This is a genomic window from Hansschlegelia beijingensis, from assembly GCF_014196425.1.
GTDB classification, from domain to species: domain Bacteria; phylum Pseudomonadota; class Alphaproteobacteria; order Rhizobiales; family Methylopilaceae; genus Methylopila; species Methylopila beijingensis.
Genome location: NZ_JACIDR010000002.1, coordinates 222982 through 249525 on the forward strand (window position 1 = coordinate 222982; position 26544 = coordinate 249525).

The following is a 26544-nucleotide window of genomic DNA, read 5'->3' on the forward strand; positions in this document are numbered from 1 at the left end:
GAGCCAGGTGCGATGCGCCTCACCTTTCTTGCGTTCACGCTGATCCTCGCCGCCGCCGCGCCAGGTCGCGCGCAGCAGGCGTCGGAATCCGCCGCGCCTCCGGAGCCGGCGGTCATGAGCCGCGCCGACCTCGTGGCGCTTGTCCGGCGCGAAGCGGTCGGCCAGGGCCTCCCGGCGGAGCTCGCCGAAGCGGTGGCGGAGATCGAGAGCGGCTACAGCCCTTCTGCGGTCGGCGGCGTCGGGGAGATCGGGCTCATGCAGATCCGTCCCGCCACGGCCGAGATGCTCGGCCATTCGGGCGGCGCGCTCGGCCTGTTCGATCCCGCGACGAACGCCCGGTTCGCGGTGCGTTATCTGGCGCAGGCTTGGCGGCTTGCGAACGGAGACGTCTGCCGCGCCCTGATGAAGTACCGCGCAGGTCACCGCGAGGAGCGGATGACGCCGCTCTCGGTGAGCTACTGCGCCCGCGCGAAGAGCTATCTGGCCGCCCTCGGATCACCTCTTGCGGCCGGCGCCGGACCGGTGGCGGAGATCGCGATCCCGCCGGAGCCGGCGCAGCGGCCGGCGGCGTCCCGGCGCTCCGGGCCCTATCTCGGATGGCGGCCCGGCCGGCACACCGCAGCCGACAACGCCCGGTTCTGGGCCGCGCATGAAGCGCGCATCCGGGCGCTGGAGGCGAAAATCCTCAAGACCCGCAAGCTGCGTCTCGCGCGGCGCTAGCGCGCCGGGCCGGCCAGAGCAGCGGCAGTGCGCCTCAAGCCGACGCCGCGCCCGTGTTGGGACGCCCGCGCCCGCCGATCCGCTCGGCGGCTGCGCGGCTCTTGGGGTTCGTACATCCGGCGGCCCTGCCCTTCCGGCGCTCCATCAGCACGGCGTTGAACTCTGCGCCCAGGATGAACAGCGCCGCGCTGACATTGAGAAAGACCACGGCCGTCATCGCTCCGGCGAGCCCCGCATAGGTCGAGGCGTAGTTCGCGAACCGCGCGATATAGATCGAGAAGATGGTCGCGCCGGCGATGAACAGGAAGATCGTGATGACCACGCCGGGCAGCACGTCCACCAGCTTCCGCCGGCCGCCCGGCAGCCAGAGATGCGCGGCGATCAGGGCGATCGCCAGCACGACGATGGTGACGGCGTATCGCAGGACGTTGCTCGCCAGCTCGAAGGCGACGAGCCAGCCGAGATAGCGGTGGTTGATCGCAAAGTTCCAGAGGAGCGGCCAAAGGACGATGAGCACCGCGACGACCACGAGCCCGAGCGCCCCCAGCGCCACGAACCACACGCTCTGCAGCCGCGACAGCCAGATCGGCTTCGACGTGGGGCAGTGATAGGCGCGCCCGAGCGCGATGCGCAGCGCCTCGACCGCCGATGACGAGACCCATAGCGTCAGCAGCACGCCGATCGTGAGCACGCCGCCGCGCGGCTCGTTGAGCACCTTGTCGACTTCGCCGGCCAGGGGCGCGGCGACCGCCGAGGGCCAGGTGTCGAAGATGATGTGGACGATCTGTCCGGACATCTGCCCGGCGCCCAGAAAAGCCGCAAGCGCGGTGACGAAGATCAGGAACGGAAAGATCGCGAGCAGCCCGTTCAGCGCGATGTGCGCGGAAATCGCCCAGCCGTCATCGCGATCGAAGCGCTTCAGCGCCTCCCAGACGATGTCCACGACCCGCAAGGCCGCGTTGCGAGGCTTGGCGATCATGGCGTGAATGTAGCGCGACGAGGGCAAGCGGGGAGTCTGGCCGGGAGCGCCGGACGGCCGCCGGCGTCACATCAGGGGCGGTGATGTGGCCATCAGCATTACGCGGTTGCGCGGAGTGCCGCGGCGGGCGAAAAGCGCGGCTGCTCCGGACCGCCAGATGCCCTCCCTGATCGCGCCCGCACTGTTCGTCCTGATGTGGTCCACCGGCTGGGTCGTCGCGAAGTTCGCGGCCCCCCATGCGGGCCCGCTGACCTTCCTGACGCTGCGCTATCTCGGCGCGCTCGCCCTGCTCGCTCCCGTCGCGTTCCTGGTCGGGACGCGCTGGCCTCGCAGGCCCTCGGAGTGGGGCGGGGCGCTCGTCAACGGCATGATGCTGCACGGGCTCTATCTGGGCGGCGTCTGGTGGGCGATCGCCCACGGCGTTCCGGCGGGAGTCTCGGCCCTGATCGCCGCGCTGCAACCTCTGTTCACGGTGCTGGCGGCGGGTCCCCTGCTCGGCGAGCGGCTGACCCCGAAGCGATGGCTCGGCGTCGGCCTGGGCTTCATCGGCGTCGCGGCCGTGGTCGCGCCGAAGCTCGCCGCGGCGAACGATCTGTCGGGCGCCCTCGTCCCGCTCGGCGTCAACGTGCTCGCCATGGTGGCCGTCGCGGCCGCGACCCTGCACCAGAAGCGGTCGCTCGGAGGGATGGACCTCAAGGCGCTCGCGACCCTGCAATATGCAGGGGCGATCATGCTGACCGCGCCGGTGGCCCTGCTCGCGGAGGACTTCCACGTGAACTGGACGCCGGCGGCCGCCTTCGCGCTGGCCTGGTCGGTGCTGGTCCTGTCGATCGGCGCGATCATGCTGATGCTCGCGATGATCAAGCGCGGCGAGGTCTCGCGGGTCGCGACCCTGATCTTCCTCGTGCCCCCGGTGGCTGTGCTCGAGGCGTTCCTGCTGTTCGGCGAAACGCTGTCGGCCGTGCAGCTTCTTGGCATGGGACTTGCGGCCGCAGGCGTCGTGCTGGCCAACGCGAAAGGCGCTCCGGCGTCCGCCGAAGGGTGCATTGCCGCAGCGGCCCGCGATGACGAGGATGCAGCCGAAACGTTGCGCCGGCCCGCCTGACCCCCCTCGCGGCCGGCTGCGCACCCTTCCGGAGCGACATTCATGACCGCCGCACAGCCCGCCGCCGCCGCCTCGACCGAGACGCCGGCGGCCCGCCTTCAAGCCGTATTGCCCGCGCTCGACAGCCTTCTGGCGGAAGCGACCGAGGCGGTGCGGGCGAAGGTGGTCCGTGACGGCAGGATCGACAGCGACGCGCTCGAGCGCGAGCAGCGCGCCGGGCACGGCCTCGCCTGGCTGGCGACCTACCGGATGGCGCTGCGCGAGCTGCTGCGGTGGAGCGAGCGGCTGGCCAAGGAAGGCCGCTACGGCGCCATCGAGGAGGCCATCCTTCGGGTCGGCGCCGCGGAGTATCTCGCGCAGGTGATCGGGGGCATTCCGATGAACCAGGGCGAGATCGTGCGCGCGCAGGATCTCGGGCTGGCGCCCGCGCGGCCTGCGGAGCTGCTCGGCGAGGCGGGGGCGGAACTGATCGCGGACGGCGGCTCCGCGGAGGCGCGGGCGGAGCTGGCCGCGCTTATGCGGCAGGCCGACGGGCGTTCCGGCTTCGGCGATTCCGGGCTCGACGAGACCCACGGCCAGTTCCGCGACGAGATGCGGCGCTTCGCGGAGGCCGAGGTGGCGCCCTACGCCCACGCCTGGCACCTCGCAAACGCCTACATTCCGCTCGAGACGATCCAGAAGCTGGCCGACCTCGGCGTGTTCGGCCTGACGATTCCCGAGGAATATGGCGGGCTCGGCCTGGGCAAGGAGGCGATGTGCGTCGTCTCTGAAGAGCTGAGCCGCGGCTATATCGGCGTCGGCTCGCTCGGCACCCGGTCGGAGATCGCCGCCGAGCTGATCATGGGAGGCGGCACCGAGGAGCAGAAGCAGAAATATCTGCCGAGGCTGGCGGACGGCTCGATCCTGCCGACGGCCGTGTTCACCGAGCCGAACACCGGCTCCGATCTCGCGAGCCTCAAGACGCGCGCGGCGCGCGAGGGCGACGTCTATCGGGTCAACGGCGCCAAGACCTGGATCACCCATCCTGTGCGCGCGGACCTGATGACGCTTCTGGTCCGCACCGATCCGAACGAGCCCGGCCATCGCGGCCTCTCCATGCTGCTCGCGGAGAAGCCGCGCGGCACGGATGAAGACCCGTTCCCGGCGCGCGGCATGTCAGGCGGCGAGATCGAGGTCCTGGGCTACCGCGGCATGAAGGAGTACGAGATCTCCTTCGACGGCTTCGAGGTCCCGGCGGAGAACCTGCTGGGCGGCGTCGAGGGCCAGGGCTTCAAGCAGCTCATGAAGACCTTCGAGAGCGCCCGCATCCAGACGGCGGCGCGCGCCGTCGGCGTGGCCCAGTCGGCGCTCGACCTCGGCCTGCGCTACGCCGAGGAGCGCATCCAGTTCAAGAAGCCGCTCGCCGACTTTCCGCGCGTCGCGGACAAGCTCGCCATGATGGCCGCCGAGGTCCAGATCGCGAGGCAGATCACCTATTTCGCAGCGCGCGAGAAGGACAGCGACATCCGCTGCGACCTGGAGGCCGGCATGGCCAAGCTGCTCGCCGCGCGGGTCGCCTGGGCGGCGGCCGACAACGCGCTGCAGATCCACGGCGGCAACGGGTTCGCGCTCGAGTATCAGATCAGCCGCGTGCTCTGCGACAGCCGCATCCTCAACATTTTCGAGGGCGCCGCCGAGATCCAGGCGCAGGTCATCGCGCGTCGGCTGCTCGAGGGCTGACGCGGGCGCGGCGATCGCGCCAGACGGTCAGAGCTTGAGCATCGGCCAGCGCATGCCCCGGCAGACCAGGACCTGGTGCCACAGCGCGACGGCGCGTTTCGCGAGGCGGGAGAGGCGGCCCGTCTCGCCGCGCAGCAGGGTCTTCCTGAGGCTCCGATTGGAGCGGCACATGTCGGCCACCACGGGACCGTGGAAGGCGAGCGCCCAGTCGAGCACGACCAGTTCGCCGTCGGGCCGGAGGATCACGTTGCTCAGGTTGAGGTCGCCGTGGCAGAGGCCTACGTCGACCATCACGTCACGTCTGTAGGTCCCCATCTTCAGGTAGGTCGCAGGGCGCCAGCGTCGTTCCACGATGGTGGGATCGGGCAGGCGGGTGCGGGCGACGAGGACGTTCGCCTCCGCAAGCGCCGCCGCGACCCTGCCGGCTTCCGTGAGCGACCGGCGCGCACGCGCGCTGAGGGTCTCCCCCACCACGCGTTCGCCGACGATCCCGAGCCCCCCGAAACAGGAGACGATCTCGTCCACGCGCCAGGCAGGGCCGCCGGCCGCCCGGACGGCCCGGGTGATGGCGTATTCGCGCTCCACGAAGGCGGACTTGACCCGGGCCGGGTAGGCCTTGAGCGCGCGCCCGTCCGCGAGCTCGTAGACCGTCGCCATGCGGCCGCGGCCGATCACGCCGCGCAGTTCTTCAGGTCCGACGGTCCTCATCGCGGGCTTGGTCGGCCCCGCGTGATTTGCCCTCGCCGGTCGGCGGGTCTATCGCGATGCGCTGCTTTCACCGGAGGCTCGGCGCCGACGTGTTCGTATCCTTCTTCCCCAACCCTCGCCCGTTCTTCCTGTCCGTCGTGATCTGGACGGCGATCGCCACGGCGATCTGGTTCGCGGGAGGCTCTGAGCTCGGGAAGGTCATCGGCCTCTCCTATCCGGCGGCAGGCGCTCCGCCCGTCATCGGGCCGGCCGTGTTCCTAACCGGCCCGTTCATCTGGTTCTACATCTACTACGCCGCGGCGGTCGGGATGTTCGCCGCGGCCTGGATGATGCTGTCGCCCCATCCCTGGGCGCCGTGGTCGATCCTCGGCTCCGCGTTCATTCTGTTCACCACCTACTTCCAGGTGCAGGTCTCGGTCGCAATCAACGCGTGGTACGGGCCGTTCTACGACCTCGTGCAGGCTGCGCTCTCGAAGGCGCGGCCGGTGACCATCGGCGAGTTCTACGGCGAGCTCGCGGCCTTCCTGGGCATCGCGATGATCGCCGTTCTGGTCGGCGTGCTCACCCGGTTCTTCGTCAGCCACTACATCTTCCGGTGGCGCACCGCGATGAACGACTTCTACATGGAGCACTGGCCGCGGCTGCGGCATATCGAGGGCGCGTCGCAGCGCGTGCAGGAAGACACGATGCGGTTCTCGACGATCGTCGAGGGGCTCGGCGTCAGCTTCGTCGATTCGATCATGACGCTGATCGCGTTCCTGCCGGTCCTGGTCCGGCTGTCCGAGGCGGTCACCGAGGTTCCGATCATCGGCTCCGTCCCTCATCCGCTGGTGGTGATGGCGCTGCTCTGGTCGATCCTCGGCACCGGCTTTCTCGCCCTCATCGGCATCAAGCTGCCGGGCCTGCAGTTCCGGAACCAGCGCGTGGAAGCCGCCTACCGCAAGGAGCTGGTCTACGGCGAAGACGATCCCACGAGGGCGCAGCCGCAGACCGTGAAGGAGTTGTTCTCCTGGGTCCGGCATAACTATTTCCGCCTGTACTTCCACTATGCCTACTTCAACGTCGCCCGGATCTCCTATCTCCAGGTCGACAACATCTTCCCCTACATCGTGCTGGCGCCGACGATCGTGGCGGGCAAGATCACGCTTGGCCCGTTGCAGCAGATCCTCAGCGCCTTCGAGCAGGTGCGGAGCTCGTTCCAGTACCTGATCAACTCGTGGACGACGATCGTCGAGCTCCTCTCGGTCTACAAGCGTCTGCGGGCGTTCGAGGCGATCATCTACGGCGAGCCGCTTCCGTCGATCGACCAGGAGGAGCCGGAGGTCGAGGTCACGGCCGACGGCGCGCGGACATGATAGGAGCTCTCCCGATCGCCAACCCTGGAGTGATGTCATGACGTCCGGCCAGATCGTCCGCCCCTCCTGGACGTCGTCGCGGTCCCTGCTGATCCTTGCGGCGGCGGCGATCGTCTGCGGCGTCGCGGCCTGGCTCGGTTCGGCCGCCACGACGCCGAACATCGCGCCCTGGTACGAGGGGTTGCGCAAGCCGCCCTTCAACCCGCCGAACGTCGCGTTTCCGATCGTATGGACGCTGCTCTTCGCCATGATGGCGATCGCGCTCTGGCGGGTCTGCGTGCGCGGGTCAGGCGAGGCCCTGCGGGGCGCGGTGACGGCCTTCGCGGTCCAGCTCGCGCTCAACGTCGCATGGTCCTTCGCGTTCTTCGCAGGCCGCAGCCCCTTGCTCGGGCTTCTGGACATCCTCCTCCTGCTGCCGGCGATCGTCTGGACGATCGTGCGCTTCCGTCGGATAGACGGGCCTGCGGCGGCGCTGCTCTATCCCTACCTCGCCTGGGTGAGCTTCGCGGCCGTTCTCAACGGGTCGATCCTCCACCTCAACGGCTGAGACCTTCACCCTTCGCCGTCCCGTCCGTCTCGCGAGAGTGCCGCGATGTCCACCTTCCTCGCCAATTTCGCCGTGCCGATCGCCGTCGGCGCCGTCGCGGTCGTCCTACTCATCGGTCTGTTCAACATGACGCGCGGCGGCAGCCCGAACCTGTCGCAGAAGCTGATGCGCTGGCGCGTCATCCTGCAGTTCGTGGCGATCGTGGTGATCATGATCACCGTCTGGGCCATGGGCCGCTGACGCCATGGTCAAGCTCAACAAGATCTACACCCGCACCGGCGACGACGGCACCACCGGCCTCGCCGCCGGGCCGCGCCGGCCGAAGCACGACCTGAGGGTGGAGAGCTTCGGCGCGATCGACGAGACCAACGCGACGCTCGGCCTGGCGCGGCTTCACGCGGCCGCCGAGCCCGAGATCGAGGCTGCGCTCGCCCGCATCCAGAACGAGCTGTTCGACCTCGGCGCGGACCTCGCCACGCCTGACGACGGCAAGGATCTTGGCTACGAGCCGCTGCGCATCGTGGACAGCCAGGTGGTCCGGCTCGAGCAGGAAATCGACGCGCTGAACGCCCGGCTCGAGCCGCTGAGATCCTTCGTGCTCCCGGCCGGGACGCCGCTCGCGGCGCATCTCCACATGGCGCGCACGGTGGCGCGGCGGGCTGAACGGCTGATGACGGCGCTCGCGGCGCGCGAAGCCGTCTCGTCGGCGGCGCTGCGTTACGTCAACCGTCTCTCGGACTACCTGTTCGTGGCCGCGCGCGTCGCCAATCTCGGCGCCGGCGACGTGCTTTGGGCGCCCGGAAAGACACGCTAGCGCCAGGATCGGTCTCCGGGCCGCGTCGGCCCCTTGGAGCCTGAGGCGGGCGTCTTCATATTCCCGGAGACGCAGGCGATCGCGCCTGGCGAGACGAGACGCCGCCATGTTCGTCCCTCTCCTGGACGACGCCCCGGTACGCCGTATCCGGCAGCCCTGGGTGAACTACGCCTTCATGGCCGCGTGCATCCTCGTCTACGTCTTCGTTCAATCAGGATGGATCCTCCCCGCTCATCCGGGCGCGGTGGTGTCGTTCGGCCTGATCCCGAGCGTTCTTTTCTCCGAGGCGGTGCTGCCTGAGGGCTATGCGGTCGTGCCCGCCTGGGCCACGCTCATCACCTCGCAATTCCTGCATGGCGGGCTGCTGCACCTCGTCGGCAACATGCTGTTCCTCAGGGCCTTCGGCGACAATGTCGAGGATGATCTGGGCCATCTGCGCTACATCGCGTTCCTGCTGCTGTGCGGCGTGGGGGCGGGGCTCGCCCACGCGCTGGGCGCCGCCAACGCGGACGCGCCGCTGGTCGGCGCGTCCGGCGTCGTGGCGGGCGTCATCGCGGCCTATGTGATGCTGCATCCGCAGGTGAAGGTCTGGGTGCTGGTGTTCTACCGGTTCCCGGTCCGCCTGCGCGCCTTCTGGATCATCGGCGCCTGGGTCGTCTTCCAGGCCGGCAACGCTCTGCTCGCGGGCCACGAGCAGGTCGCCTGGTGGGCCCATGTGGGCGGTTTCCTCACCGGCGCGGTGCTGGTGGTCGCGCTGAAACGGCCCGAGGTGAAGCTGTTCGACCGGGATCTCGCGGCGCGCATCGAGCGGCGCGGCGACGAGACCGTCGAGGGCCCCGCATAGGCTTTCTGCGACTTTCTGAGGTCGCGCCGCAGCGTTGACTTGGGCTCCGGCCGCCTCCTACTGTCCGCCGCGCTTTCGCCCGCCCGGCGTCCGAAAGCGGCCGCGCGCCCGTGCGGCTTTGGCCGATGCGTTCCGCGTCGTTGCGCGATGATCCTCCTGAGGTGAAGAGGCCCGATGAAGGTACTTGTGCCGGTCAAGCGAGTGGTCGACTACAACGTCAAGATCCGGGTGAAGCCCGACGGCTCGGGCGTCGAGCTCGCCAATGTGAAGATGTCGATGAATCCCTTCGACGAGATCGCCGTCGAGGAGGCGCTCCGGCTCAGGGAGTCCGGCAAGGCGACCGAGGTGGTCATCGTCTCGGTGGGCCCGGCGCAGGCCGCGGAGACGATCCGCACCGGCCTCGCCATGGGCGCCGACCGCGGCGTCCTGGTGAAGACCGATGGCCCGACCGAGCCGCTCGGCGTCGCCAAGCTTCTGGTCAAGATCGTCGAGGAGGAGCAGCCCGGCCTCGTGGTGATGGGCAAGCAGGCGATCGACGACGACTGCAACCAGACCGGCCAGATGCTCGCCGCGCTGCTCGGCTGGCCGCAGGGCACCTTCGCCTCCAAGGTCTCGCCGGAGGCCGACACCGTCCAGGTGACGCGGGAGGTCGACGGCGGGCTGCAGACGGTCTCGCTGAAGCTGCCGGCCGTCGTCACCACCGATCTGCGCCTCAACGAGCCGCGCTACGCCTCGCTGCCCAACATCATGAAGGCCAAGAAGAAGCCGCTGGACGAGAAGTCCGCGGCCGATCTCGGGGTCGACATCGCGCCGCGCCTGCAGGTCCTCAAGACCGTGGAGCCGCCAAAGCGTCAGGCGGGCGCCAAGGTGGGCTCGGTGGCCGAGCTCGTCGAGAAGCTGAAGAACGAAGCGGGAGCGATCTGACATGGCGACCCTGCTGTTCGCAGACCACCACGAGGACGCGCTGGGCGACGCGACCGCCAAGGCGCTGACGGCCGCGCGCCAGATCGGCGAGCCGGTCCACATCCTGGTCGCCGGCAAGGCGCCGCGCGCCGCCGCCGAGCAGGCCGCGCAGCTCGAGGGCGTCGAGAAGGTTCTGGTCGCCTCCCACGAGAGCTACGCGCATGGCCTCGCGGAGCCGATCGCGGAGCTGATCCTCGGCCTGATGGACGGCTATGACGCGCTCGTCGCGTCGTCCTCCACCACCGGCAAGAACATCCTGCCGCGGGTCGCCGCCAAGCTCGACGTGATGCAGATCTCCGACATCTCGAAGGTCGAGGCGCCGGACACGTTCGAGCGGCCGGTCTACGCCGGCAACGCGATCCAGACGGTGAAGTCGAGCGACCCGAAGAAGGTCGTCACGGTGCGCACCTCGACCTTCCAGGCGACCGGTCACGGCGGCTCCGCGGCGATCGAGGAGATCGCGGCGGCGGCCGACCCCGGGCTCTCGACCTTCGTCGGCGAGGAGCTCACCCAGTCCGACCGGCCGGAGCTCGGCTCCGCCAGGATCATCGTGTCGGGCGGCCGCGCGCTCGGATCGGCGGACAAGTTCAAGGAGGTCGTCGAGCCTCTGGCCGACCAGCTCGGCGCCGCGATCGGCGCGAGCCGCGCTGCGGTCGACGCCGGCTACGCTCCGAACGACCAGCAGGTCGGGCAGACCGGCAAGGTGGTGGCGCCGGAGCTCTACATCGCGCTCGGCATCTCGGGCGCGATCCAGCATCTGGCCGGCATGAAGGATTCGAAGGTGATCGTCGCCATCAACAAGGACGAGGAGGCGCCGATCTTCCAGGTGGCCGACTACGGCCTCGTGGCGGATCTGTTCCAGGCTGTCCCGGAGCTCCGCGAGGAGCTGGCCAAAGCGCGGAAGTGACGTATCTGGCGCACCAGGCGCCAGACTTTCGTAGGGGCGACGGTCGCGACGCTGGCATTGTGCGGCGCGGCACGTAAGATCGCGCCGCGCCGGGCGATCGTCCCGGCGCGGGTCAGTATGGACGGTCAGACGGGCATCATGCCGATGGAAATTCGTAAGATCGGCGTCATCGGCGCAGGGCAGATGGGCAGCGGCATCGCGCATGTCTGCTCTCTGGCCGGGCTCGACATAACGCTCAACGACATCTCGCCGGACCGGGCCAAGGCGGGCCTGTCGGTGATCGACGCCAACATGCAGCGCCAGGCTGGCAAGGGCGCGATCAGCGACGACGACCGCCAGGCGGCGCTCAAGCGCATCACTCTCGCCAGCGACTACGAGGCGCTGGGCGACTGCGACATCGTCATCGAGGCGGCGACCGAAGACGAGCAGATCAAGCGCAAGATCTACTCGGACCTTTGCCCGTCGCTGAAGCCCGACGCGATGGTGGCCACCAACACCTCGTCGATCTCGATCACCCGGCTGGCGGCCTCGACCGACCGGCCGGAGCGCTTCATCGGCATCCACTTCATGAATCCGGTGCCGCTGATGCAGCTCGTCGAGCTGATCCGAGGCATCGCGACCGAAGACGAGACCTTCGAAGCCGCGAAGCAGCTGATCGACAAGCTGGGCAAGACGGTCGCGGTGTCCGAGGATTTCCCGGCCTTCATGGTCAACCGCATTCTTCTGCCGATGATCAACGAGGCGATCTACACGCTCTACGAGGGCGTAGGCTCGGTCGACGCCATCGACACGGCGATGCGGCTCGGCGCGAACCACCCGATGGGCCCCCTGCAACTCGCCGACTTCATCGGCCTCGACACCTGCCTGTCGATCATGCAGGTCCTCCACGACGGACTCGCGGATTCGAAGTACCGGCCCTGCCCGCTGCTGGTGAAATATGTCGAAGCCGGCTGGCTCGGCCGGAAGACGCAGCGGGGCTTCTACGACTATCGGGGCGAACACCCGGTTCCCACGCGCTGAGCTTCCGGGCGGACGCGCGCGACGGTTCAACCGTTCTTTAACCCGCGCGGCCCAACGTCCGGGGTCACTCGCGGAGCGACCCTGATGGACATGAGCTCTCTCGCGGCTTCGGCGATCGCAAGCGTCGCCCGGCAGACCCGCGACGGCTTCGCGGTGGCGGCCCTGAAGATCGCGAATCAGCAGCAGCAGGCGATGGCCGACCTCGTCGCCGAGGCGGCTCAGACAGGCAAAGCCCAGACGGCCCCGGAAACGGGCCGCACCCTCGACCGTATGGCCTAGCGGGTCACGGCCGGAGCCCCGGCCGTGACGGACGCCGCCGCCTACTTCTGCGTAGCCAGATAGGCGATGACGTTCTGCCGGTCCTTCTCGTTCGGGACCTTGAGGGTCATCTTGCTCGGGCCGCCGAGATAGCCGCTCGGATCCGCGAGGAAGGCCGACAGTTTGGCTTCGTCCCATGCGCCGATTTCCGGCGCCTTGGCTTTCATGGCGTCGCTATAGGCGAAGCCCTCGACGCTTCCCGCCGGACGCCCGACAACGCCCTGCAGGGCCGGGCCGACCTTGGACTTTGCGTCCGGGCCGACCTCGTGGCACGCCTTGCAGCGCGCGAAGACCTTCTGTCCGGCGGCGGCGTCCTGCGCGACCGCCCCTCCGGCCGACATCGCCAGCGCGACCGTCGCCCACGCGAGTGTTCGTATCATCCCGTAGCTCCTCCCTGCGCCCGGTCTTCTTGGCGGCCGGACGTCTGTCACGCGGACATCCGCGCGGTGGAAATATCGCGCGTTGTTTGAATTCTTCCAATGTGCTCGTCGACGGCGATCCGACGCCTCGGCTTGTGGACAGCAGGGCGCCGCGGGGCCCGGTCCATCCTTCGTTAACGCTGACCATTCCTTATGGAGCGACGGGAAAGAGCGGCGTCGAGGCCGCTTCGAGAAGGGTTGCGAGTCATGCGTTTCACCGGGCGGCCGCCAGCTTCCGAAGACGTCAAACCGGCGGCCAAGCGGGCCACCGGAGAGGTTCGCGTCGGCCGCACGCCGGACGCCATGCTGCGGCAACGCCGGTCCGCGGAGCCCGTCGAGGAGCCGGTTCCGCCCGCGCCCGAAAGCAGCCCGACCGGCGTTCCGATCCCGAGCTGGCTGCGTCCGTTCGCGAGCGGCCCGAACACCCGTTTCACGCGGACCCCGGACAGCATCCTGCGCGGTCGCCACCGCCTGCCCTCGATTCCCGAAGCCGCCCACCCGATCGAGCCGGAGGCCGCCGCCGAAGCCATGTCCGGCATGGCGTTCGAGGGCGAGGCCGGACCGCGCCGCACGGCGCCCCAGACGATCCGTCGCCTCAAGCATGCGATCCGCGTCGGCGAGCCGCCGGCGCCGCTGCGGACCGAAATCCAGGACAACCGGCCCGACGCGACCCCCGAAGAGGATCGCGCCGAGGCGCCGAGCGCGACGGTGGGCTCCTTCCTGACCGGTTCGCTGGGCCAGCCCTTCGCGAGCTTTGCGCCGGTCACCTACCGGGCCTCCTTCGGCGGAACGGAGGCGCCGCGTCCGGCGGCCCCTCCCCCGGCGCCTCTGGAGGCCAAGCCCGCGCCGGTCGCCCCCGTCTCGCCGGCCACGCCGGCCCCGGCGCGCCGTCCGGTCGCCGCCGTCGAGGCCAGGGAGGCCGCAAGCCGGCCGGCGCCCGCGGCAGCGCCTGCCCCGTCGACGCAGCCGGCGCCCCGCGCGGCCGCGAAGAGCTCGGACGTCTACGAGCTCCCGCCGCTCGATCTGCTGGCGCTTCCCGCCGAGAACGAGCCCAACGAGGAGCACTCGGAGGAGGCGCTCGAGCGGAACTCGGTGAAGCTGCAGCAGACCCTGCAGGACTTCGGCGTGCGCGGGGAGATCATCGACGCCAATCCCGGTCCGGTCGTCACCCTTTATGAACTCGAGCCCGCGCCTGGCGTGAAGTCGAGCCGTGTGATCGCGCTCGCCTCCGACATCGCCCGCTCGATGGCGGCGATCTCGGCCCGCGTCGCCGTGGTGGAGGGCCGCAACGTCATCGGAATCGAGCTGCCGAACGCCCGCCGCGACACGGTGTTTCTGCGCGAGCTCCTCGAGAGCCCCGCCTTCGGCGCGACCCAACACAAGCTCGCCCTGTGCCTCGGCAAGACGATCGGCGGCGAGCCGGTGATCGCCGACCTCGCCAAGATGCCGCACCTGCTGGTGGCTGGCACCACCGGCTCGGGCAAGTCGGTCGCCATCAACACCATGATCCTGTCGCTGCTCTACATGCACCGGCCCGAGAAATGCCGGCTGATCATGGTCGACCCCAAGATGCTGGAGCTCTCGGTCTATGAGGGCATTCCCCATCTGCTGACGCCGGTCGTGACCGACCCCCGGAAGGCGGTGGTCGCGCTCAAATGGGCGGTCCGCGAGATGGAGGACCGCTACAAGAAGATGTCGAAGCTCGGCGTGCGCAACATCGACGGCTTCAACGCCCGCGCCGCAGAGGCGACCGCGCGCGGCGAGACCGTCACGCGCCAGGTCCAGACCGGCTTCGACCGCGAGACCGGTCAGCCGATCTACGAAGACGAGGTCATGGACCTGTCTCCGCTGCCGTACATCGTCATCATCGTCGACGAGATGGCCGACCTGATGATGGTGGCCGGCAAGGACATCGAAGGCGCGATCCAGCGGCTCGCCCAGATGGCCCGCGCGGCCGGGATCCATCTGATCATGGCGACGCAGCGGCCCTCGGTCGACGTCATCACGGGCACCATCAAGGCGAACTTCCCGACCCGGATCTCCTTCCAGGTCACCAGCAAGATCGACAGCCGCACCATCCTCGGCGAGATGGGCGCCGAGCAGCTCCTGGGCCAGGGCGACATGCTGCACATGCAGGGCGGCGGCCGGATCACCCGCGTGCATGGGCCGTTCGTGGCCGATGCGGAGGTCGAGAAGGTGGTCGACCATCTCAAGCTGCAGGGCCGGCCCGAATATCTCGAGGCGGTCACCGCCGATGACGAGGAGGCCGCCGGCGAGGGGGAGGAGCCGGACGCCGCGGTGTTCGACGCCGGCGAGTTCAGCGAGGAGTCCGGCGACCTCTACGAGCAGGCCGTCGCGGTCGTGTTGCGGGACCGGAAGGCCTCGACCTCCTACATCCAGCGCCGTCTCCAGATCGGCTACAACCGCGCCGCCTCCCTCATGGAGCGCATGGAGCAGGAAGGCATCGTCGGCGCCGCGAACCACGCCGGCAAGCGCGAGATCTTCCGGGGAGGCTGACGGGCCCGGCGGCCGGAGCGCGGGGCGCTCCGGCCGATCAGACTCAGGTGCTCTTGTCGACGATGCCGGCGAGGCCCTTCACGTAGATGCCGTCGATGACGGTCTTGGCGTCGGCCTCGCTCGCGCCCTTCGGCTGGAACGAGCCGGTCCAGGTGACCGTGGAGCCCGCCGAACCCGACGGCTCGACCTGGATGGTCGAGACGTAGCTCTCCACCGGCAGCGGGCTTTCGAGGATGCGGTAGCTGTACGCCATGCGGGCGTCGTCGCGGCCGACCTCCTCCTCCACGATGGCGCCGCCGCCCTTCAGGCTGAGCGTGCGGATGTTCTTGCCGCCCTGCGTCGAGAGCTGGCAGGCTTCGACCAGCGGGTGCCAGTTCGCGATCCCGCAGAACCCGCCGATCGTGGCCCAGACCTTGTCGGGCGTGGCGTTGACGGGCGTCGCCTCGGTGACCTCGGCCGCGAGCGCCGGCGAGGCGGCGAGCGCCGCCAGCGCCGCGGCGGAAAACAATCGCTTGAGCATGTCCTCACTTGTCCTTCTTGCTGGACGGTCTGTGCGCCGCTGCGTCCAGCATAGGGCGGCGAGGAAGGTTGCAAAGATGAGCGGCCACGCCCCGCGAGTCGTGGAGCGCAGGCGCCTCGAACGATCACGAGCCGAAGATCGACCAGCCCATGCGCTTGGCCAGCATTTCGAGCGCGATCCGGCCGAGATGGGAGTTGCCCGAGGCGTCGAGCCCCGGGGCCCACACGGCGATGGAGGCCTTGCCGGGCGCGACCGCCAGGATGCCGCCGCCCACGCCGCTCTTGCCCGGCAGTCCGACCCGGTAGGCGAACTCGCCCGAGCCGTCGTAATGGCCACAGGTCAGCATGATCGCGTTGATCCGTCGCGCGCGTTCGGGGGGCACCACGGTGAGGCCCGTCGACGGATTGCGGCCCGAATAGGCCAGGAAGCGCCCCGCCATTGCGAGCTGGCGGCACGACATCGCGATCGCGCAGTGGTGGAAATAGACGCCGAGCGTATAGGCGACGGGATTGTCGAGGATCCCGAAGGATTTCATGTAGTTCGCCAGCGCCGCGTTGCGAAAGCCGGTGCGCTGCTCCGATGCCGCGACCGCCTTGTCGATCGTGATGGTCGAATCGTCCGCGAGGAACTGCATGAAGCGCAGGATCTCGCCGAGCGCCTCGCGCGGCTGATGACCGGACAGGATCAGATCGGTGACGGCGATGGCGCCGGCGTTGATGAACGGGTTGCGCGGGACGCCTCGCTCGTTCTCGAGCTGGACGATGGAGTTGAACGGACTGCCCGAGGGCTCCCTCCCAACGCGCCGCCAGAGCCGGTCGCCGGCCTTGCCGAGCGCGAGCGTCAGCGTGAACACCTTCGAGATGCTCTGGATCGAGAACGGCGTGTCGCTGTCGCCGCCGGCCGCGACCTCCCCGTCAGCGTCGATCACCGCAATCCCGAACGCTGAGGGGTCGACCCGGGCGAGCTCCGGAATGTAGCTCGCGACCTCGCCGCGATCCGTGCGCTCGCGCATCTCCTGCGCGATCTCCCGCACCACGGTCTGAAGGTCTGGCACGCCGGCGTCCATCGGTGTCTTCCTGCTCCGCCCGGGCTTTAGCCGGTGGGCGCTCGGGTGGCCAGATCACGATTCAGGCAGGCGGAAACAAAGCTCGCCCGCCCGCGTTTCCTATGGATCGGGTCGGCGGGATCCGCGCCCCACGATCGCCTCGAGGCGGAAGGGAGCGGACGGCGCAGCTCGCGAAACCGGAGGAACGAGATGGGCGATGACCGCAACCGCACGGGTGATGCGTCTCAGGGCAAGACCCTGACGAACCGCCAAGGCCACCCGATCCACAACAACCAGTCGCAGAGAACGGTGGGCGCGCGCGGCCCGGCCACGCTCGAGAACTATCAGTTCCTCGAGAAGATCACCCATTTTGACCGCGAGCGGATTCCGGAGCGCGTGGTCCACGCGCGCGGCTTCGTCTGCTACGGCGAGCTGGAGGTCACCGGCAAGATCGGCGACGAGCCGGCGTCCAAATACACCCGCGCCAAGCTGTTCAGCGAGGCCGGCAAGAAAACGCCCCTCGCGATCCGCTTCTCGACCGTGATCGGCGGCCGCGACTCCTCCGAGGTGGCGCGAGATCCGCGCGGCTTCGCGGTGAAGTTCTACACCGAGGACGGCAATTGGGACCTCGTCGGCAACAACCTCGCGATCTTCTTCATCCGTGACGCGATCAAGTTCCCGGACGTGATCCACTCGCTGAAGCCGGACCCGATCACGTTTCGGCAGGAGCCGAACCGCATCTTCGACTTCATGAGCCAGACGCCTGAATCGATGCACATGCTGACGCATCTGTTCAGCCCGCGCGGCATCCCGGCCAGCTACCGCCACATGGAAGGGTTCGGGGTCAACACCTACAAGATGGTCAACGCGCAGGGCGACACCGTCCTGGTGAAGTACCACTTCCATCCGCGCTGCGGCGTGGCGAGCCTCACCGCCGCGGAGGCCGAGAAGGTGCAGGGCAAGGACCTGGGCTCGGCCTCGAAGGATCTGTACCAGGCCATCGAGCGCGGCGACCATCCGCAGTGGGACATGTATGTCCAGATCATGGAGGACCATGATCATCCGGAGCTCGAATGGGACCCGCTCGACGACACCAAGATCTGGCCCGAGAAGGATTTCCCGCTCCGCCACGTCGGCGTCATGACGCTCAACCGCAACGTCCAGGATCATCACAACGAAAACGAGCAGATCGCGATGGGCACCGGCGTGCTCGTCGACGGCCTCGACTTCTCGGATGACAAGATGCTGGTCGGCCGCACCTTCTCCTATTCGGACACCCAGCGGTACCGCGTCGGCACCAACTATCTCCAGCTGCCGGTCAACCAGCCGAAGCACGCGAATGTCGCGACCAATCTCACCGGCGGCCAGATGTCGTTCCGCCGGGATGTGGCCCCCGGACAGAACCCGCACGTCAATTTCGAGCCGTCGATCCACAATGGTCTGAGCGAGAGCGCCGAGGACGCGCCGAACAACCCGCCGGAGATCCACGGCCGGCTGACGCGCAGCGTGATCGAGCGCCGCAATGACTACGTCCAGGCCCGCGCGCGCTTCTGCACGATGATGGACTGGGAGCGCGACGACCTCGTGCACAACATGATCGACCAGCTCGGCCAGTGCGAACGGGACGTGCAGGAGCGGATGCTGTGGCACTTCTTCCTGGTGCACGACCAGTATGGCGGCCGCGTCGCTGAGGGGCTGGGAATGTCGGCGGCTGACGTCGCGCACCTTCAGCCCCTTCCCAAGCAGGTGCTGACCGAAGAGGACCAGCGCCGGCTGCAGAACCTCGGCCGGAACGGCGACAAGATCGACGGCTCGGTCTGGGGGCAGTGGACGAGTTCGGTGAAGAACCACCGCGCCACGGCCGACGAGGTGCTCTCCGGGCGGATCGCCCAGAAGGAGATGGATCAGGCCGCGGAGTAGCGAGCAGGCGCTGGGATACCTCCTGGGCGCTCGCGCGTCTCTGTTCGGGACGCGCGAGCGAGCCTCGCGGAGAAAATTAACGCTCCCGCAAGGGCATAAGGGGCCGCGCGCTTGTCATCAGGGTGGGCGGCCCAAGCTCAAAGACAGGTGTGGGCGGCCGGTCGGGGTCGCCCTCCTGACAGGGGAGTAGCTTATGATGGGAATGCTCGAACTGTTCCTGATGGCCGGGTTCGGCGTCGCGTTGGTGGTCTACGTGCTGACCCGACTGAACTCCGGTCTCTCCCGGGCCGAGCGCAAGCGGCTCACCTCCACCGATTGACCGCGTCCTCAGGCGGCGCTCGCCTGGGCTGGGCCCAGATAGCGGGCCGCCACCTCGCGTCGCGACAGGCCCGGCCCCATTGCGAGTCGCGCCTGGTTCATCGCTGTCCACTGGGCTTCGTCGGCGAGCGGCGGGATCGTGACGGTCTCGCCGCGTTCGAATCCCACCAGGCTCGCCTCGACGAGGTCGCTGACCTCCATCACCATCTCGGGCGGGAAGGCGTTCACGTCCTTTCCGGCGCGCTCCCAGATCTCTGTGCGCGTCGCGCCCGGCAGTACGGCCTGGACCCGGACGCCCCTGTCCTCGACCTGCGCGGCGAGGGAAAGCGACAGGTTCAGCAGGTGGGCCTTGGACCCGCTATACACGCCGTCGAACGCCTCCGGGGCCAGCGCCAGCACCGAGGCGATGTTGATGATCCCGCCCCGGCCGCGCGCCACGAAGGCCTTGCCGGCGGCTGAAGCCAGCAGCGTCGGCGCGGTGACGTTGAGCGCGATCAGCCGCTCGATCGCCCCAGGCTGACTGCCTAACAGACCGCCCTCAAGCGCCATGCCGGCGTTGTTCACCAGCAGCGTGATCGCCGCATCTTCGGCGAGCCGGCGCTCGACGGCGGCAAGTTCCGCCCGGTCGATGAGGTCCGCCCGCAGCGTCTCGGCGCTTCGCCCGGTGGCGGCGGTGATCCGGTCGGCGAGCGCGCGCAGACGCGCCTCGTCGCGCGCCACCAGGATCACGTCATAGCCTCTGGCCGAAAGCTTCTCCGCATAGGTCGCGCCTATGCCGCTGGAGGCGCCGGTGATGAGCGCCGTTCCTTGGACTGCCGCATTCATGGAAGAGTCTCCTGTGGGCGACGCCGATACGTCACTTGCATTATGGTAACGAGTCGATATCTTTTTGCAATGGACGCTGAAAAACTTTCCTGCGGGCCTTGCCCGATCGGCCGCGGCCTCGCCCGGGTGGGCGACGCCTGGAGCATGCTGATCCTGCGCGACGCCGCGCTCGGCGCGACGCGCTTCGACCAGTTCCGCGCCAGCCTGGGCGTCGCGCCCAACATCCTGTCGCGTCGACTGAAGGCGCTCACCGATGACGGGCTTCTTGAGAAACGCCGCTACAGCGAGCGGCCGCCGCGCGACGAGTATGTGCTCACGGCGGCGGGCCGCGACTTCCTGCCCGTGCTGCAGCTGCTCGGCGCATGGGCGCGGAAGCACCATGCGGGCGGGGCGCCGATGACCAGGCTGGTCGACGCCGAGACCGGCGCCGAGGTCCATCCGCTGGCGATCGACGCCGCGACCGGCGCTCCGCTCGGGACCCGGCCGCTCCGGGTGATCGACTGATTGCTCTCGCGGCGGCGTGAAAAGCGTCACGCCCAAAGCTTAGACGGTTCTCCGACTGCTTAGATTCTGCGTGCGCTCAAATTATTCGCAGGCGATGCTTTCCGCCTGTCAGCCGTTGCTATGCCCGAGCAACGCGATAGTCTCGCCTCAAGCAAAAATGCAAAGAGGTTAGGCGGCCGCGCCTATTCCGGCGTCATGCAGCCCGACTAACTATGCGGAACACGCGGCGTGGGGCCCACGCCGCCGCACAACAGGAGAAGGTCATGAAGACCCTTGTCATCGCCGCCGGCGCGCTCGCCCTGGCGTCAACTGCCGCGCTCGCGGATCCGGGCATCAACTGGGCGCGCGTCCAGGAAACCTATCCGGGCCATGCGGCCATCGCCCAGACGCAGGATCGCGGCTACACCGGGACCGTGTCGGAGCGCCGCGACGCGGCCCGCGACGAGCGGAACGCCCGCACGGCGCGCAACGGCGAGCCGTCGCAGCTCGGCTGGCGCCAGTAAGCCTTCCGGGGCTCACAGGAAAAACGGGGAAGCGGGAGACCGCTTCCCGTTTTCGTTTCGCGGCCCGGCGATCGGCCCGTTCACGGGGGAGTGATCGGGCGCGCGGCAATAGCGCGTGGCGACGGCCGCGGGCGGCTGTAGCTCAGAGCCGATGGCGTCCCATCTCGAAAGCGTCCCTGCTCTCCCCGCGCCGCGCTCGCCCCTGCGGCGGCGGCTGAACCGGCTCTATCATGGCGAGACGCCCGCCGCGCTGCGCTTCCAGTGCGCGGTGGTGGCGGTCGACCTCGCGATCATCGGCTTCTTCCTCGCCACCCCGCTGCTCGGCGATGGCCCGGTCTTCCTCTGGCTCGACTATTCGATCGCCCTGCTGGTCGGGCTCGACCTCGCGGCGCGGGCGCTCGCGGCGGACGATCTCAGGCGCTGGCTGAAGCGCCCGGACGTCTGGGTGGACGGCTTCATCTTCGTCACGCTGCTTGCGCCGCTCTGGATCGTCAATCTCGGCTTCCTCAGGGTGCTGCGACTGTGGACCCTGTCGCGCAGCCCGGTCGTGTGGCGGCCGATGCGGCGGGCGGGCTACGCGCACTGGGAGGACGCCACGCGGGCGGTGGTCAACCTCACCACCTTCCTCTTCGTCACCACCGGCTTCGTCTACACCTTCTTCGCCAACCGCGCCGACGGCATCGAGGGCTATGTCGACGCGCTCTACTTCACGGTCGCGACCGTCACCACCACGGGCTTCGGCGACGTGACGCTGCCGGGGCCCTGGGGCCGGCTCACCTCGGTCGTGGCGATGATCGTCGGCATCTCGCTGTTCGTGCGCCTCGCGCAGGCGATCTTCCGGCCGCGGAAGGTCACCTTCTCCTGCCCGCAATGCGCCCTGATGCGCCACGAGCCGGACGCAGTGCACTGCAAGGCCTGCGGCCATCAGCTGAAGATCCCCGACGGCGATGACTGAGCCCGCCGCCGCGTTCGCGCGCGGTCGGTGAAGCGATAAGCCGGCGAAGCGAAGCTGCCCCCTTCAACGCTTCCTAAACGCGTGGCGTTTAGGCTCAGGCCCCTTCGGGCGGGAACGGAGCGCCCGGACGTGGAGGGTGGCGTGGCATTCGGTATGGCGGCCGCCTTCGCGGGAGGGCTGACGGTCGGTGCGCTTGCGGCGGCGGCGCTGGGACGGCGCGCGCTTCGGCGCTCCCGCGCCGCGGCGGCGGCGGAGCTCGAGAGCCTGCAGGACGCGCTGTGGCGCGCGACCGAAGCCGAGCAGCACGCCCGCGCCGCGCGCGAGGCTGCGCTCGAGGCGGCGGAAGCCGGCGACCGGGCCAAGGCCCGGTTCCTGGCGAACGTCACGCACGAAATGCGCACGCCGCTGTCCGGCGTGATCGGCACCACGGATCTGCTGCTCGAGACCCCGCTGGCGCCGGATCAGCGAACCTACGCCAACGCCGTCAGGCGGTCGGCCGCCGCCATGCTCGATCTGGTGGACGAGATTCTCGACCACTCCCGCATCGAGGCGGGCGGGCTCACGCTGCAGGACGAACCGTTCGATCCCGTCGACCTCCTCGAGGACGTCGCCGAACTGCTCGCCCCGCGCGCGCAGGCGAAGGGTCTCGATCTCGCCTGCGTGGCGGGTCCAGGAGCGACCAGGCTCCGCGGCGACCCGGGACGTCTGCGCCAGATCCTGCTCAACCTCGCCGGCAACGCCATCAAGTTCACCGCTCAGGGCGGCGTCGGCCTGCGGCTCGACATCCTCGATGATGAGGTGAGGTTCTCGGTCGTCGACACCGGACCGGGCTTCGAGCCGGCGGACGCCGAGCGGCTGTTCCAGGAGTTCACCCGCGACGCCCCGGACCCGGCCACGGGCGGCGTGGGCCTCGGTCTCGCGATCAGCCGCCAGCTCGCCGTTGCGATGGGCGGCTCGATCGCCGCCGAAGGTCGGCCCGGGGCCGGCGCCACCTTCATGCTCCGCCTGCCGCTGCGGCGCGCAGGGGATGCGCCGTCCTTCGACGTGCGCGCTCCCCTGGCAGGACGCCGCGTCCTGGTGGTCTCCGATGCGCCGTTCACCGGCCCCTGGCTCACCGAAAGGCTGCGGGACGCGGGCGCGGAGGCCGAGCTCGCGGCCATGCGAGACGAGATCAAGCCGGGTTACGACGCCGTTCTCATCGACAGCCTGGCGCCTGCGCGCGCGACCGCGGCCAAGGCCGCCGGCGTGGGGCGCGTCATCGTTCTGGTGACCCCGGCCGAACGGGGGGAACTCGCCGGTCTGCTTTCGGCGGGCTTCGACGGCTATCTGGTGAAGCCCGTCCGGGCCGCGTCGCTCGACAACCGGCTGATCGCGCAGCCCTCGAACCGTCCCGCGGCGCCGACGCCGGCCGAGCCAGCCCCGGCGCCCGGCGCGGGCGGGCTCAGGGTGTTGCTGGCCGAGGACGACCCCGTGAGTTCGCTCATCGCGATCGCCCACCTCAACAGGCTCGGGCACACGGCCCACCACGTCGCCGACGGCCTCTCGGCGGTTTCGGCGTTCGAAGGAGGCTCTTACGACGCGGCGTTGCTTGACCTCCGCATGCCGGAGCTCGACGGCTGCGGCGCCGCGCGCCGCATCCGCGCGATCGAGGCCGCCGAGGGTCGACGGCCGGCTCTGCTTCTCGCCGTCACCGCCAACGCCGGCCCCGACGATCGCGCCGCGGCGCTTGCGGCCGGGATCAACGACGTCCTGGCCAAACCGCTCGAGCGCAAGGCGCTGGCGGAGGCGCTCGCGCCCCTGAAGGGCAACGGCTCGCGGGTCGCCTGACGCGGCGGCGACGCCGCTGGCCTGCGTTGTCACACGCCTGTGCGGCGAATATGCTCCTCCTTGCGCGGGACCAATTCGGCCCCCGGAAGGCGATGGTTCCCGCCGCCTCCGGACATCGGGGACATGAGACGTCCCCTTGGGGAGGCGCCTCATGTCGACAGATCCGATTGATTTCCCGCCCGCCGCCGCCGGCCTCGAAGCTCCGGCCGTCGGCTTCGGTTTCCGACCAAAGCCCTCCCCGGGGCCGCGCCTCGCGCAGCCGCTCGGGCGGATCGGCTCGCTTGAGATCAGGCTCGCGGAGACCGCGAAGGAAATCCGCCGCGCGCAGCGGCTTCGATACCGCGTCTTCTTCGAGGAGATGCAGGCCGCGCCCAGCATGACGGCGCGGCTCGCCCGCCGCGACTCCGACCCGTTCGACGCGGTGTGCGACCACCTGCTGGTCATGGACCATCAATCGCGGGCGCCGAAGCCCGGCGGGCTTCCGGCGGGGCTCAAGGGCTTCGAGGTCGGCGCGATCGATCCGGCGTCTCCCTTCGGGGCCGCGAAGCCGAAGGTCGTCGGGACATACCGTCTGCTGCGCGGCGAAGTCGCCGACCGGACGTTCGGCTTCTACAGCGCCAGCGAGTTCGAAGTGGACGGTCTGGTGGCCCGCCACCCCGAGCTGTCATTCCTGGAGCTCGGCCGATCCTGTGTTCTGGAGCCCTACCGGGACAAGCGCACTGTCGAGCTGCTGTGGCACGGCATCTGGGCCTATGTGCTGGCGCACGGCGTCGACGTGATGATCGGCTGCGCCTCGCTCGAGGGAACGGATCCGGAGCGGCTCGCGCTGCCGCTCTCCTATCTGCATCACTTCCACGCCGCTCCGCCGGAATGGCGGGCGCCGGCGGTCGCGGCGCGGCGCGCCGAGATGCGCCTGCTGGCCCGCGAGGCCATCGATCCGCGCGCGGCCCTGCGGGCCCTGCCGCCCCTCATCAAGGGCTATCTCAGGCTCGGGGCCTTCATCGGGGACGGCGCAGTGGTGGACCATGCGTTCGGCACGACCGACGTGCTGATCGTTCTGCCGCGCCAGTGTATCAATCCACGCTACGTCGCGTATTACGGAGCCGACGCGGGTCGCCACGCCGCCTGAGCCGGGCGCGACGTCGCGTCGACTTCACGCTCGACGACTGACCTCGTCCCGCGCGCAGGAACATCGATGCCCGAACGCCCGCCCGTTTCGGACCGGCCCGTGAAGATCGTGCTCATCGACGAGAGCCCGGTCCGGGCCGCGATTCTCGAGGAGGGCCTGCGCGCCGCGGGGCACGACGCCATCATGCTGATCTCCGATCACGTGAACCTGCTGGAGCGGATCTACGCCATCGACCCGGACGTGATCCTGATCGATCTCGAGAACCCGAGCCGGGACGTGCTGGAGCAGATGTTCCAGGTCAGCCGCGCGGTGCGCAGGCCGGTCGGCATGTTCGTCGACCAGACCGACGCGGTCTCGATCGATCGCGCCATCGACGCCGGCGTGTCCGCCTATGTCGTGGACGGGCTGAAGAAGGAGCGCATAAAGCCCATCCTCGACACGACCATCAGCCGGTTCAACGCCTTCTCGCGGCTGCGGACGGAGCTCGAGCAGGCCAAGGGGCAGCTCGAGGAGCGCAAGATCATCGACCGCGCCAAGGGCATCCTGATGCGCTCGAAGGGCATCGACGAAGAGCAGGCCTACGCCCTGCTGCGCAAGGTCGCGATGAACGAGAAGAAGAAGATCTCCGAGATCGCGCAATCTGTGGTCACCGCAGCGGAGCTTCTGGGATGAGCGCGGACCGCCTGAAGATCGGCTTCATCCCGCTGGTCGACGCCGCCGCGCCGATCGTCGCCGCGACATGCGGATTCGCCGCCGATGAGGGCCTGGAGATCGAGCTCGTCCGCGAGGTCTCCTGGGCGAACATCCGAGACCGGCTGACCTTCGGTCATTTCGACGCCGCGCATCTTCTGGCGCCGCTCGCCATCTCGACCTCGCTCGGGCTGGGCGGCATCCGGGCGTCGCTGGCCGCCCCGGTGGCGCTCGGCCTGAACGGCAACGCCATCACCCTGACGCCGCACCTCCATGAGGAGCTGCTCGCCAATCTCGCGCCGCGCGCGAACCCGCGCGACCCGGCGGCCACCGGCGCCGCCTTCGCGGCCGTCGTGCGGGCGCGCCGCCGGCGCGGCGACGAGCGGCCGACGCTCGGCATGACCTTTCCGTTCTCGACCCACAACTACCAGCTCCGCCTCTGGCTCGCCGCGGCCGGCCTCGATCCGGAGGACGACGTCCGGCTCGCGGTGGTCCCGCCGCCCTACATGGTCGACGCGCTCAGGAGCGGCCATGTCGAGGGGTTTTGCGTGGGCGCCCCGTGGAACTCGGTCGCGGTCGATCTCGGCATCGGCCGCATCCTGCATCTCGGGGTCGATCTCGTGCGGCGCTGCCCCGAGAAGGTGCTGGCCGTCAGGTCGGCCTGGCTCGACGAGGACGCGGAGCGGACGGCGCGGCTGGTCCGCGCCTGCGTCCGCGCCGGCGAATGGCTGGACGAGCCGGGCAACCATGCCGAGGCCGCCCGGCTGCTCGCCGCGCCCCACATGCTCGACGTGCCGGAGCCGCTGATCCGCCGCGCGCTCGATGGTCGCCTTCCGACGGGCCCGGCCGGGGCGGAGCGCGAGGAGCCGGATTACCTCATCTTCGCGCGCGGCGGCGCCATGCGGCCCGACCTCCGCCACGCCGGTTGGCTCTACGGCGAGATGACCCGCTGGAGCCAGGCGCCCGAGGGGCAGGCGGGCGACGCGGAAGCCGTCTACCGCCCCGACCTCTATGACGCAGCCATGGGCGCCGCCGCCCCTGACGTTTCCGATCCGCTGGGCCTGTTCACCGGCTGAGCTCGGCGCCCTCCGGGGCATCGCACAATTTTCGCGCAGCGAACGCGCAGGCCTGCCGCGCCGACAGGCGTCAGCGCGGCGACCGCTGATTTCCTTTGCGCGCAAAACGCCTCTGATCCTCGTTCCCACGCCGGTCCGAGCGGTTGGCACGCGGCTTGAATGAATAGTCGCGCAGGTTCGCGTCGCCGCTGACGCCTTGGACCTCTCCGCCCAACGATGGGCCGCCAGCGACGCCGCTGAACGACTGCGCCAACGCGCACCTCGTCAGCGGCTTTTTTTTGTTCTCCGCCCCTCGGG

Annotated in this window: 28 protein-coding genes; 22 read left to right on the forward strand and 6 right to left on the reverse strand. The window is 69.4% G+C overall.

Features of this window, described 5'->3' with window-relative positions:
• Positions 1 to 12 precede the first annotated feature (12 nt).
• Positions 13 to 720 (forward strand): lytic transglycosylase domain-containing protein, encoded by a 708-nt coding sequence (locus tag GGR24_RS07470; protein ID WP_183394721.1) that lies wholly within the window; start codon positions 13 to 15, stop codon positions 718 to 720.
• A gap of 34 nt (positions 721 to 754) precedes the next feature.
• Here GGR24_RS07470 and GGR24_RS07475 read toward each other — a convergent pair whose 3' ends face one another.
• Positions 755 to 1726 (reverse strand): YihY/virulence factor BrkB family protein, encoded by a 972-nt coding sequence (locus tag GGR24_RS07475; protein WP_246398158.1) that lies wholly within the window; start codon positions 1724 to 1726, stop codon positions 755 to 757.
• Positions 1727 to 1856: 130 nt separating this feature from the next.
• Between GGR24_RS07475 and GGR24_RS07480 the strand changes: the two genes are divergently transcribed.
• On the forward strand, positions 1857 to 2804 hold the full coding sequence (locus GGR24_RS07480) for a DMT family transporter (RefSeq protein WP_183394722.1): 948 nt from the start codon (positions 1857 to 1859) through the stop codon (positions 2802 to 2804).
• A gap of 42 nt (positions 2805 to 2846) precedes the next feature.
• Positions 2847 to 4523: an acyl-CoA dehydrogenase family protein gene (locus GGR24_RS07485; protein ID WP_183394723.1), complete on the forward strand. Its 1677-nt coding sequence runs from the start codon at positions 2847 to 2849 to the stop codon at positions 4521 to 4523.
• Between the two features lie 27 nt (positions 4524 to 4550).
• On the opposite strand, the gene GGR24_RS07490 is transcribed toward GGR24_RS07485, so the two are convergent.
• Positions 4551 to 5231, reverse strand: a complete 681-nt coding sequence (locus tag GGR24_RS07490; protein WP_183394724.1) for a phosphotransferase — start codon at positions 5229 to 5231, stop codon at positions 4551 to 4553.
• An 89-nt stretch (positions 5232 to 5320) separates the two neighbouring features.
• Between GGR24_RS07490 and sbmA the strand changes: the two genes are divergently transcribed.
• The 9 genes from sbmA (at position 5321) to GGR24_RS07535 (ending at position 11960) form a co-directional block, all read left to right on the forward strand.
• On the forward strand, positions 5321 to 6586 hold the full coding sequence (gene sbmA / locus GGR24_RS07495) for a peptide antibiotic transporter SbmA (protein ID WP_183394725.1): 1266 nt from the start codon (positions 5321 to 5323) through the stop codon (positions 6584 to 6586).
• 37 nt (positions 6587 to 6623) lie between these two features.
• Positions 6624 to 7133 (forward strand): TspO/MBR family protein, encoded by a 510-nt coding sequence (locus tag GGR24_RS07500; RefSeq protein ID WP_183394726.1) that lies wholly within the window; start codon positions 6624 to 6626, stop codon positions 7131 to 7133.
• 45 nt (positions 7134 to 7178) lie between these two features.
• Positions 7179 to 7373, forward strand: a complete 195-nt coding sequence (locus GGR24_RS07505; protein WP_183394727.1) for a twin transmembrane helix small protein — start codon at positions 7179 to 7181, stop codon at positions 7371 to 7373.
• Positions 7374 to 7377: 4 nt separating this feature from the next.
• Positions 7378 to 7947 carry a cob(I)yrinic acid a,c-diamide adenosyltransferase gene (locus GGR24_RS07510; protein WP_183394728.1) on the forward strand — a complete coding sequence of 190 codons (570 nt, stop codon included), beginning with the start codon at positions 7378 to 7380 and terminating at the stop codon, positions 7945 to 7947.
• A 106-nt stretch (positions 7948 to 8053) separates the two neighbouring features.
• The gene (locus GGR24_RS07515; protein WP_183394729.1) at positions 8054 to 8791 is read left to right on the forward strand and encodes a rhomboid family intramembrane serine protease; all 738 of its coding nucleotides are present in this window, start codon (positions 8054 to 8056) and stop codon (positions 8789 to 8791) included.
• Positions 8792 to 8965: 174 nt separating this feature from the next.
• Positions 8966 to 9715 (forward strand): electron transfer flavoprotein subunit beta/FixA family protein, encoded by a 750-nt coding sequence (locus GGR24_RS07520; protein WP_183394730.1) that lies wholly within the window; start codon positions 8966 to 8968, stop codon positions 9713 to 9715.
• Position 9716: 1 nt separating this feature from the next.
• Positions 9717 to 10661 (forward strand): electron transfer flavoprotein subunit alpha/FixB family protein, encoded by a 945-nt coding sequence (locus GGR24_RS07525; RefSeq protein ID WP_183394731.1) that lies wholly within the window; start codon positions 9717 to 9719, stop codon positions 10659 to 10661.
• Positions 10662 to 10799: 138 nt separating this feature from the next.
• The gene (locus GGR24_RS07530; protein ID WP_183394732.1) at positions 10800 to 11681 is read left to right on the forward strand and encodes a 3-hydroxybutyryl-CoA dehydrogenase; all 882 of its coding nucleotides are present in this window, start codon (positions 10800 to 10802) and stop codon (positions 11679 to 11681) included.
• 84 nt (positions 11682 to 11765) lie between these two features.
• The gene (locus tag GGR24_RS07535; RefSeq protein ID WP_183394733.1) at positions 11766 to 11960 is read left to right on the forward strand and encodes a hypothetical protein; all 195 of its coding nucleotides are present in this window, start codon (positions 11766 to 11768) and stop codon (positions 11958 to 11960) included.
• A 41-nt stretch (positions 11961 to 12001) separates the two neighbouring features.
• On the opposite strand, the gene GGR24_RS07540 is transcribed toward GGR24_RS07535, so the two are convergent.
• Positions 12002 to 12379, reverse strand: a complete 378-nt coding sequence (locus GGR24_RS07540) for a c-type cytochrome (RefSeq protein ID WP_183394734.1) — start codon at positions 12377 to 12379, stop codon at positions 12002 to 12004.
• A 246-nt stretch (positions 12380 to 12625) separates the two neighbouring features.
• Here GGR24_RS07540 and GGR24_RS07545 point away from each other — a divergent pair, with 246 nt between their 5' ends.
• Positions 12626 to 14935 (forward strand): DNA translocase FtsK, encoded by a 2310-nt coding sequence (locus GGR24_RS07545; RefSeq protein WP_183394735.1) that lies wholly within the window; start codon positions 12626 to 12628, stop codon positions 14933 to 14935.
• Positions 14936 to 14978: 43 nt separating this feature from the next.
• Here GGR24_RS07545 and GGR24_RS07550 read toward each other — a convergent pair whose 3' ends face one another.
• Both GGR24_RS07550 and GGR24_RS07555 read right to left on the reverse strand, forming a co-directional pair.
• Positions 14979 to 15455 (reverse strand): SRPBCC family protein, encoded by a 477-nt coding sequence (locus GGR24_RS07550; protein ID WP_183394736.1) that lies wholly within the window; start codon positions 15453 to 15455, stop codon positions 14979 to 14981.
• Positions 15456 to 15579: 124 nt separating this feature from the next.
• A complete protein-coding gene (locus GGR24_RS07555; RefSeq protein ID WP_183394737.1) occupies positions 15580 to 16521 on the reverse strand; it encodes a glutaminase in 942 nt (313 codons plus the stop codon).
• Between the two features lie 189 nt (positions 16522 to 16710).
• Between GGR24_RS07555 and GGR24_RS07560 the strand changes: the two genes are divergently transcribed.
• Both GGR24_RS07560 and GGR24_RS17765 read left to right on the forward strand, forming a co-directional pair.
• Complete coding sequence (locus GGR24_RS07560; protein ID WP_183394738.1) at positions 16711 to 18420, forward strand: catalase; 1710 nt, start codon at positions 16711 to 16713, stop codon at positions 18418 to 18420.
• Between the two features lie 193 nt (positions 18421 to 18613).
• On the forward strand, positions 18614 to 18739 hold the full coding sequence (locus GGR24_RS17765) for a hypothetical protein (RefSeq protein WP_281375321.1): 126 nt from the start codon (positions 18614 to 18616) through the stop codon (positions 18737 to 18739).
• A gap of 8 nt (positions 18740 to 18747) precedes the next feature.
• On the opposite strand, the gene GGR24_RS07565 is transcribed toward GGR24_RS17765, so the two are convergent.
• On the reverse strand, positions 18748 to 19563 hold the full coding sequence (locus GGR24_RS07565; RefSeq protein WP_183394739.1) for an SDR family NAD(P)-dependent oxidoreductase: 816 nt from the start codon (positions 19561 to 19563) through the stop codon (positions 18748 to 18750).
• Between the two features lie 69 nt (positions 19564 to 19632).
• Here GGR24_RS07565 and GGR24_RS07570 point away from each other — a divergent pair, with 69 nt between their 5' ends.
• From GGR24_RS07570 to GGR24_RS07600, 7 genes are all read left to right on the forward strand, one after another.
• Entirely contained in the window at positions 19633 to 20067 is a 435-nt protein-coding gene (locus GGR24_RS07570; protein WP_183394740.1) for a winged helix-turn-helix transcriptional regulator, read from the forward strand.
• 263 nt (positions 20068 to 20330) lie between these two features.
• Positions 20331 to 20570 (forward strand): hypothetical protein, encoded by a 240-nt coding sequence (locus GGR24_RS07575; protein WP_183394741.1) that lies wholly within the window; start codon positions 20331 to 20333, stop codon positions 20568 to 20570.
• Between the two features lie 151 nt (positions 20571 to 20721).
• A complete protein-coding gene (locus GGR24_RS07580) occupies positions 20722 to 21525 on the forward strand; it encodes a potassium channel family protein (protein ID WP_183394742.1) in 804 nt (267 codons plus the stop codon).
• A 141-nt stretch (positions 21526 to 21666) separates the two neighbouring features.
• Complete coding sequence (locus GGR24_RS07585) at positions 21667 to 23352, forward strand: ATP-binding protein (protein WP_183394743.1); 1686 nt, start codon at positions 21667 to 21669, stop codon at positions 23350 to 23352.
• A gap of 151 nt (positions 23353 to 23503) precedes the next feature.
• Positions 23504 to 24481 carry a GNAT family N-acetyltransferase gene (locus GGR24_RS07590; protein ID WP_183394744.1) on the forward strand — a complete coding sequence of 326 codons (978 nt, stop codon included), beginning with the start codon at positions 23504 to 23506 and terminating at the stop codon, positions 24479 to 24481.
• A gap of 66 nt (positions 24482 to 24547) precedes the next feature.
• Complete coding sequence (locus GGR24_RS07595) at positions 24548 to 25153, forward strand: ANTAR domain-containing response regulator (protein ID WP_183394745.1); 606 nt, start codon at positions 24548 to 24550, stop codon at positions 25151 to 25153.
• Positions 25150 to 26247 (forward strand): CmpA/NrtA family ABC transporter substrate-binding protein, encoded by a 1098-nt coding sequence (locus GGR24_RS07600; protein ID WP_183394746.1) that lies wholly within the window; start codon positions 25150 to 25152, stop codon positions 26245 to 26247. Before GGR24_RS07595 ends, GGR24_RS07600 begins: the two co-directional genes overlap by 4 nt.
• The last annotated feature ends 297 nt before the right edge of the window (positions 26248 to 26544 follow it).

What these genes read in the sequence shown, in the direction of transcription:
- GGR24_RS07535 (WP_183394733.1), top strand. Translation starts at nt 11,766, where the DNA reads ATGGACATGAGCTCTCTCGCGGCTTCGGCGATCGCAAGCGTCGCCCGG.
- GGR24_RS17765 (WP_281375321.1), top strand. Translation starts at nt 18,614, where the DNA reads ATGATGGGAATGCTCGAACTGTTCCTGATGGCCGGGTTCGGCGTCGCG.
- GGR24_RS07555 (WP_183394737.1), bottom strand. Translation starts at nt 16,521, where the DNA reads ATGGACGCCGGCGTGCCAGACCTTCAGACCGTGGTGCGGGAGATCGCG.
- GGR24_RS07540 (WP_183394734.1), bottom strand. Translation starts at nt 12,379, where the DNA reads ATGATACGAACACTCGCGTGGGCGACGGTCGCGCTGGCGATGTCGGCC.
- GGR24_RS07545 (WP_183394735.1), top strand. Translation starts at nt 12,626, where the DNA reads ATGCGTTTCACCGGGCGGCCGCCAGCTTCCGAAGACGTCAAACCGGCG.
- GGR24_RS07520 (WP_183394730.1), top strand. Translation starts at nt 8,966, where the DNA reads ATGAAGGTACTTGTGCCGGTCAAGCGAGTGGTCGACTACAACGTCAAG.
- GGR24_RS07480 (WP_183394722.1), top strand. Translation starts at nt 1,857, where the DNA reads ATGCCCTCCCTGATCGCGCCCGCACTGTTCGTCCTGATGTGGTCCACC.
- GGR24_RS07470 (WP_183394721.1), top strand. Translation starts at nt 13, where the DNA reads ATGCGCCTCACCTTTCTTGCGTTCACGCTGATCCTCGCCGCCGCCGCG.
- GGR24_RS07580 (WP_183394742.1), top strand. Translation starts at nt 20,722, where the DNA reads ATGGCGTCCCATCTCGAAAGCGTCCCTGCTCTCCCCGCGCCGCGCTCG.
- GGR24_RS07525 (WP_183394731.1), top strand. Translation starts at nt 9,717, where the DNA reads ATGGCGACCCTGCTGTTCGCAGACCACCACGAGGACGCGCTGGGCGAC.
- GGR24_RS07490 (WP_183394724.1), bottom strand. Translation starts at nt 5,231, where the DNA reads ATGAGGACCGTCGGACCTGAAGAACTGCGCGGCGTGATCGGCCGCGGC.
- GGR24_RS07530 (WP_183394732.1), top strand. Translation starts at nt 10,800, where the DNA reads ATGCCGATGGAAATTCGTAAGATCGGCGTCATCGGCGCAGGGCAGATG.
- GGR24_RS07600 (WP_183394746.1), top strand. Translation starts at nt 25,150, where the DNA reads ATGAGCGCGGACCGCCTGAAGATCGGCTTCATCCCGCTGGTCGACGCC.
- GGR24_RS07505 (WP_183394727.1), top strand. Translation starts at nt 7,179, where the DNA reads ATGTCCACCTTCCTCGCCAATTTCGCCGTGCCGATCGCCGTCGGCGCC.
- GGR24_RS07510 (WP_183394728.1), top strand. Translation starts at nt 7,378, where the DNA reads ATGGTCAAGCTCAACAAGATCTACACCCGCACCGGCGACGACGGCACC.
- GGR24_RS07575 (WP_183394741.1), top strand. Translation starts at nt 20,331, where the DNA reads ATGAAGACCCTTGTCATCGCCGCCGGCGCGCTCGCCCTGGCGTCAACT.
- GGR24_RS07570 (WP_183394740.1), top strand. Translation starts at nt 19,633, where the DNA reads ATGGACGCTGAAAAACTTTCCTGCGGGCCTTGCCCGATCGGCCGCGGC.
- GGR24_RS07565 (WP_183394739.1), bottom strand. Translation starts at nt 19,563, where the DNA reads ATGAATGCGGCAGTCCAAGGAACGGCGCTCATCACCGGCGCCTCCAGC.
- GGR24_RS07515 (WP_183394729.1), top strand. Translation starts at nt 8,054, where the DNA reads ATGTTCGTCCCTCTCCTGGACGACGCCCCGGTACGCCGTATCCGGCAG.
- GGR24_RS07550 (WP_183394736.1), bottom strand. Translation starts at nt 15,455, where the DNA reads ATGCTCAAGCGATTGTTTTCCGCCGCGGCGCTGGCGGCGCTCGCCGCC.
- GGR24_RS07560 (WP_183394738.1), top strand. Translation starts at nt 16,711, where the DNA reads ATGGGCGATGACCGCAACCGCACGGGTGATGCGTCTCAGGGCAAGACC.
- GGR24_RS07595 (WP_183394745.1), top strand. Translation starts at nt 24,548, where the DNA reads ATGCCCGAACGCCCGCCCGTTTCGGACCGGCCCGTGAAGATCGTGCTC.
- GGR24_RS07590 (WP_183394744.1), top strand. Translation starts at nt 23,504, where the DNA reads ATGTCGACAGATCCGATTGATTTCCCGCCCGCCGCCGCCGGCCTCGAA.
- GGR24_RS07500 (WP_183394726.1), top strand. Translation starts at nt 6,624, where the DNA reads ATGACGTCCGGCCAGATCGTCCGCCCCTCCTGGACGTCGTCGCGGTCC.
- GGR24_RS07485 (WP_183394723.1), top strand. Translation starts at nt 2,847, where the DNA reads ATGACCGCCGCACAGCCCGCCGCCGCCGCCTCGACCGAGACGCCGGCG.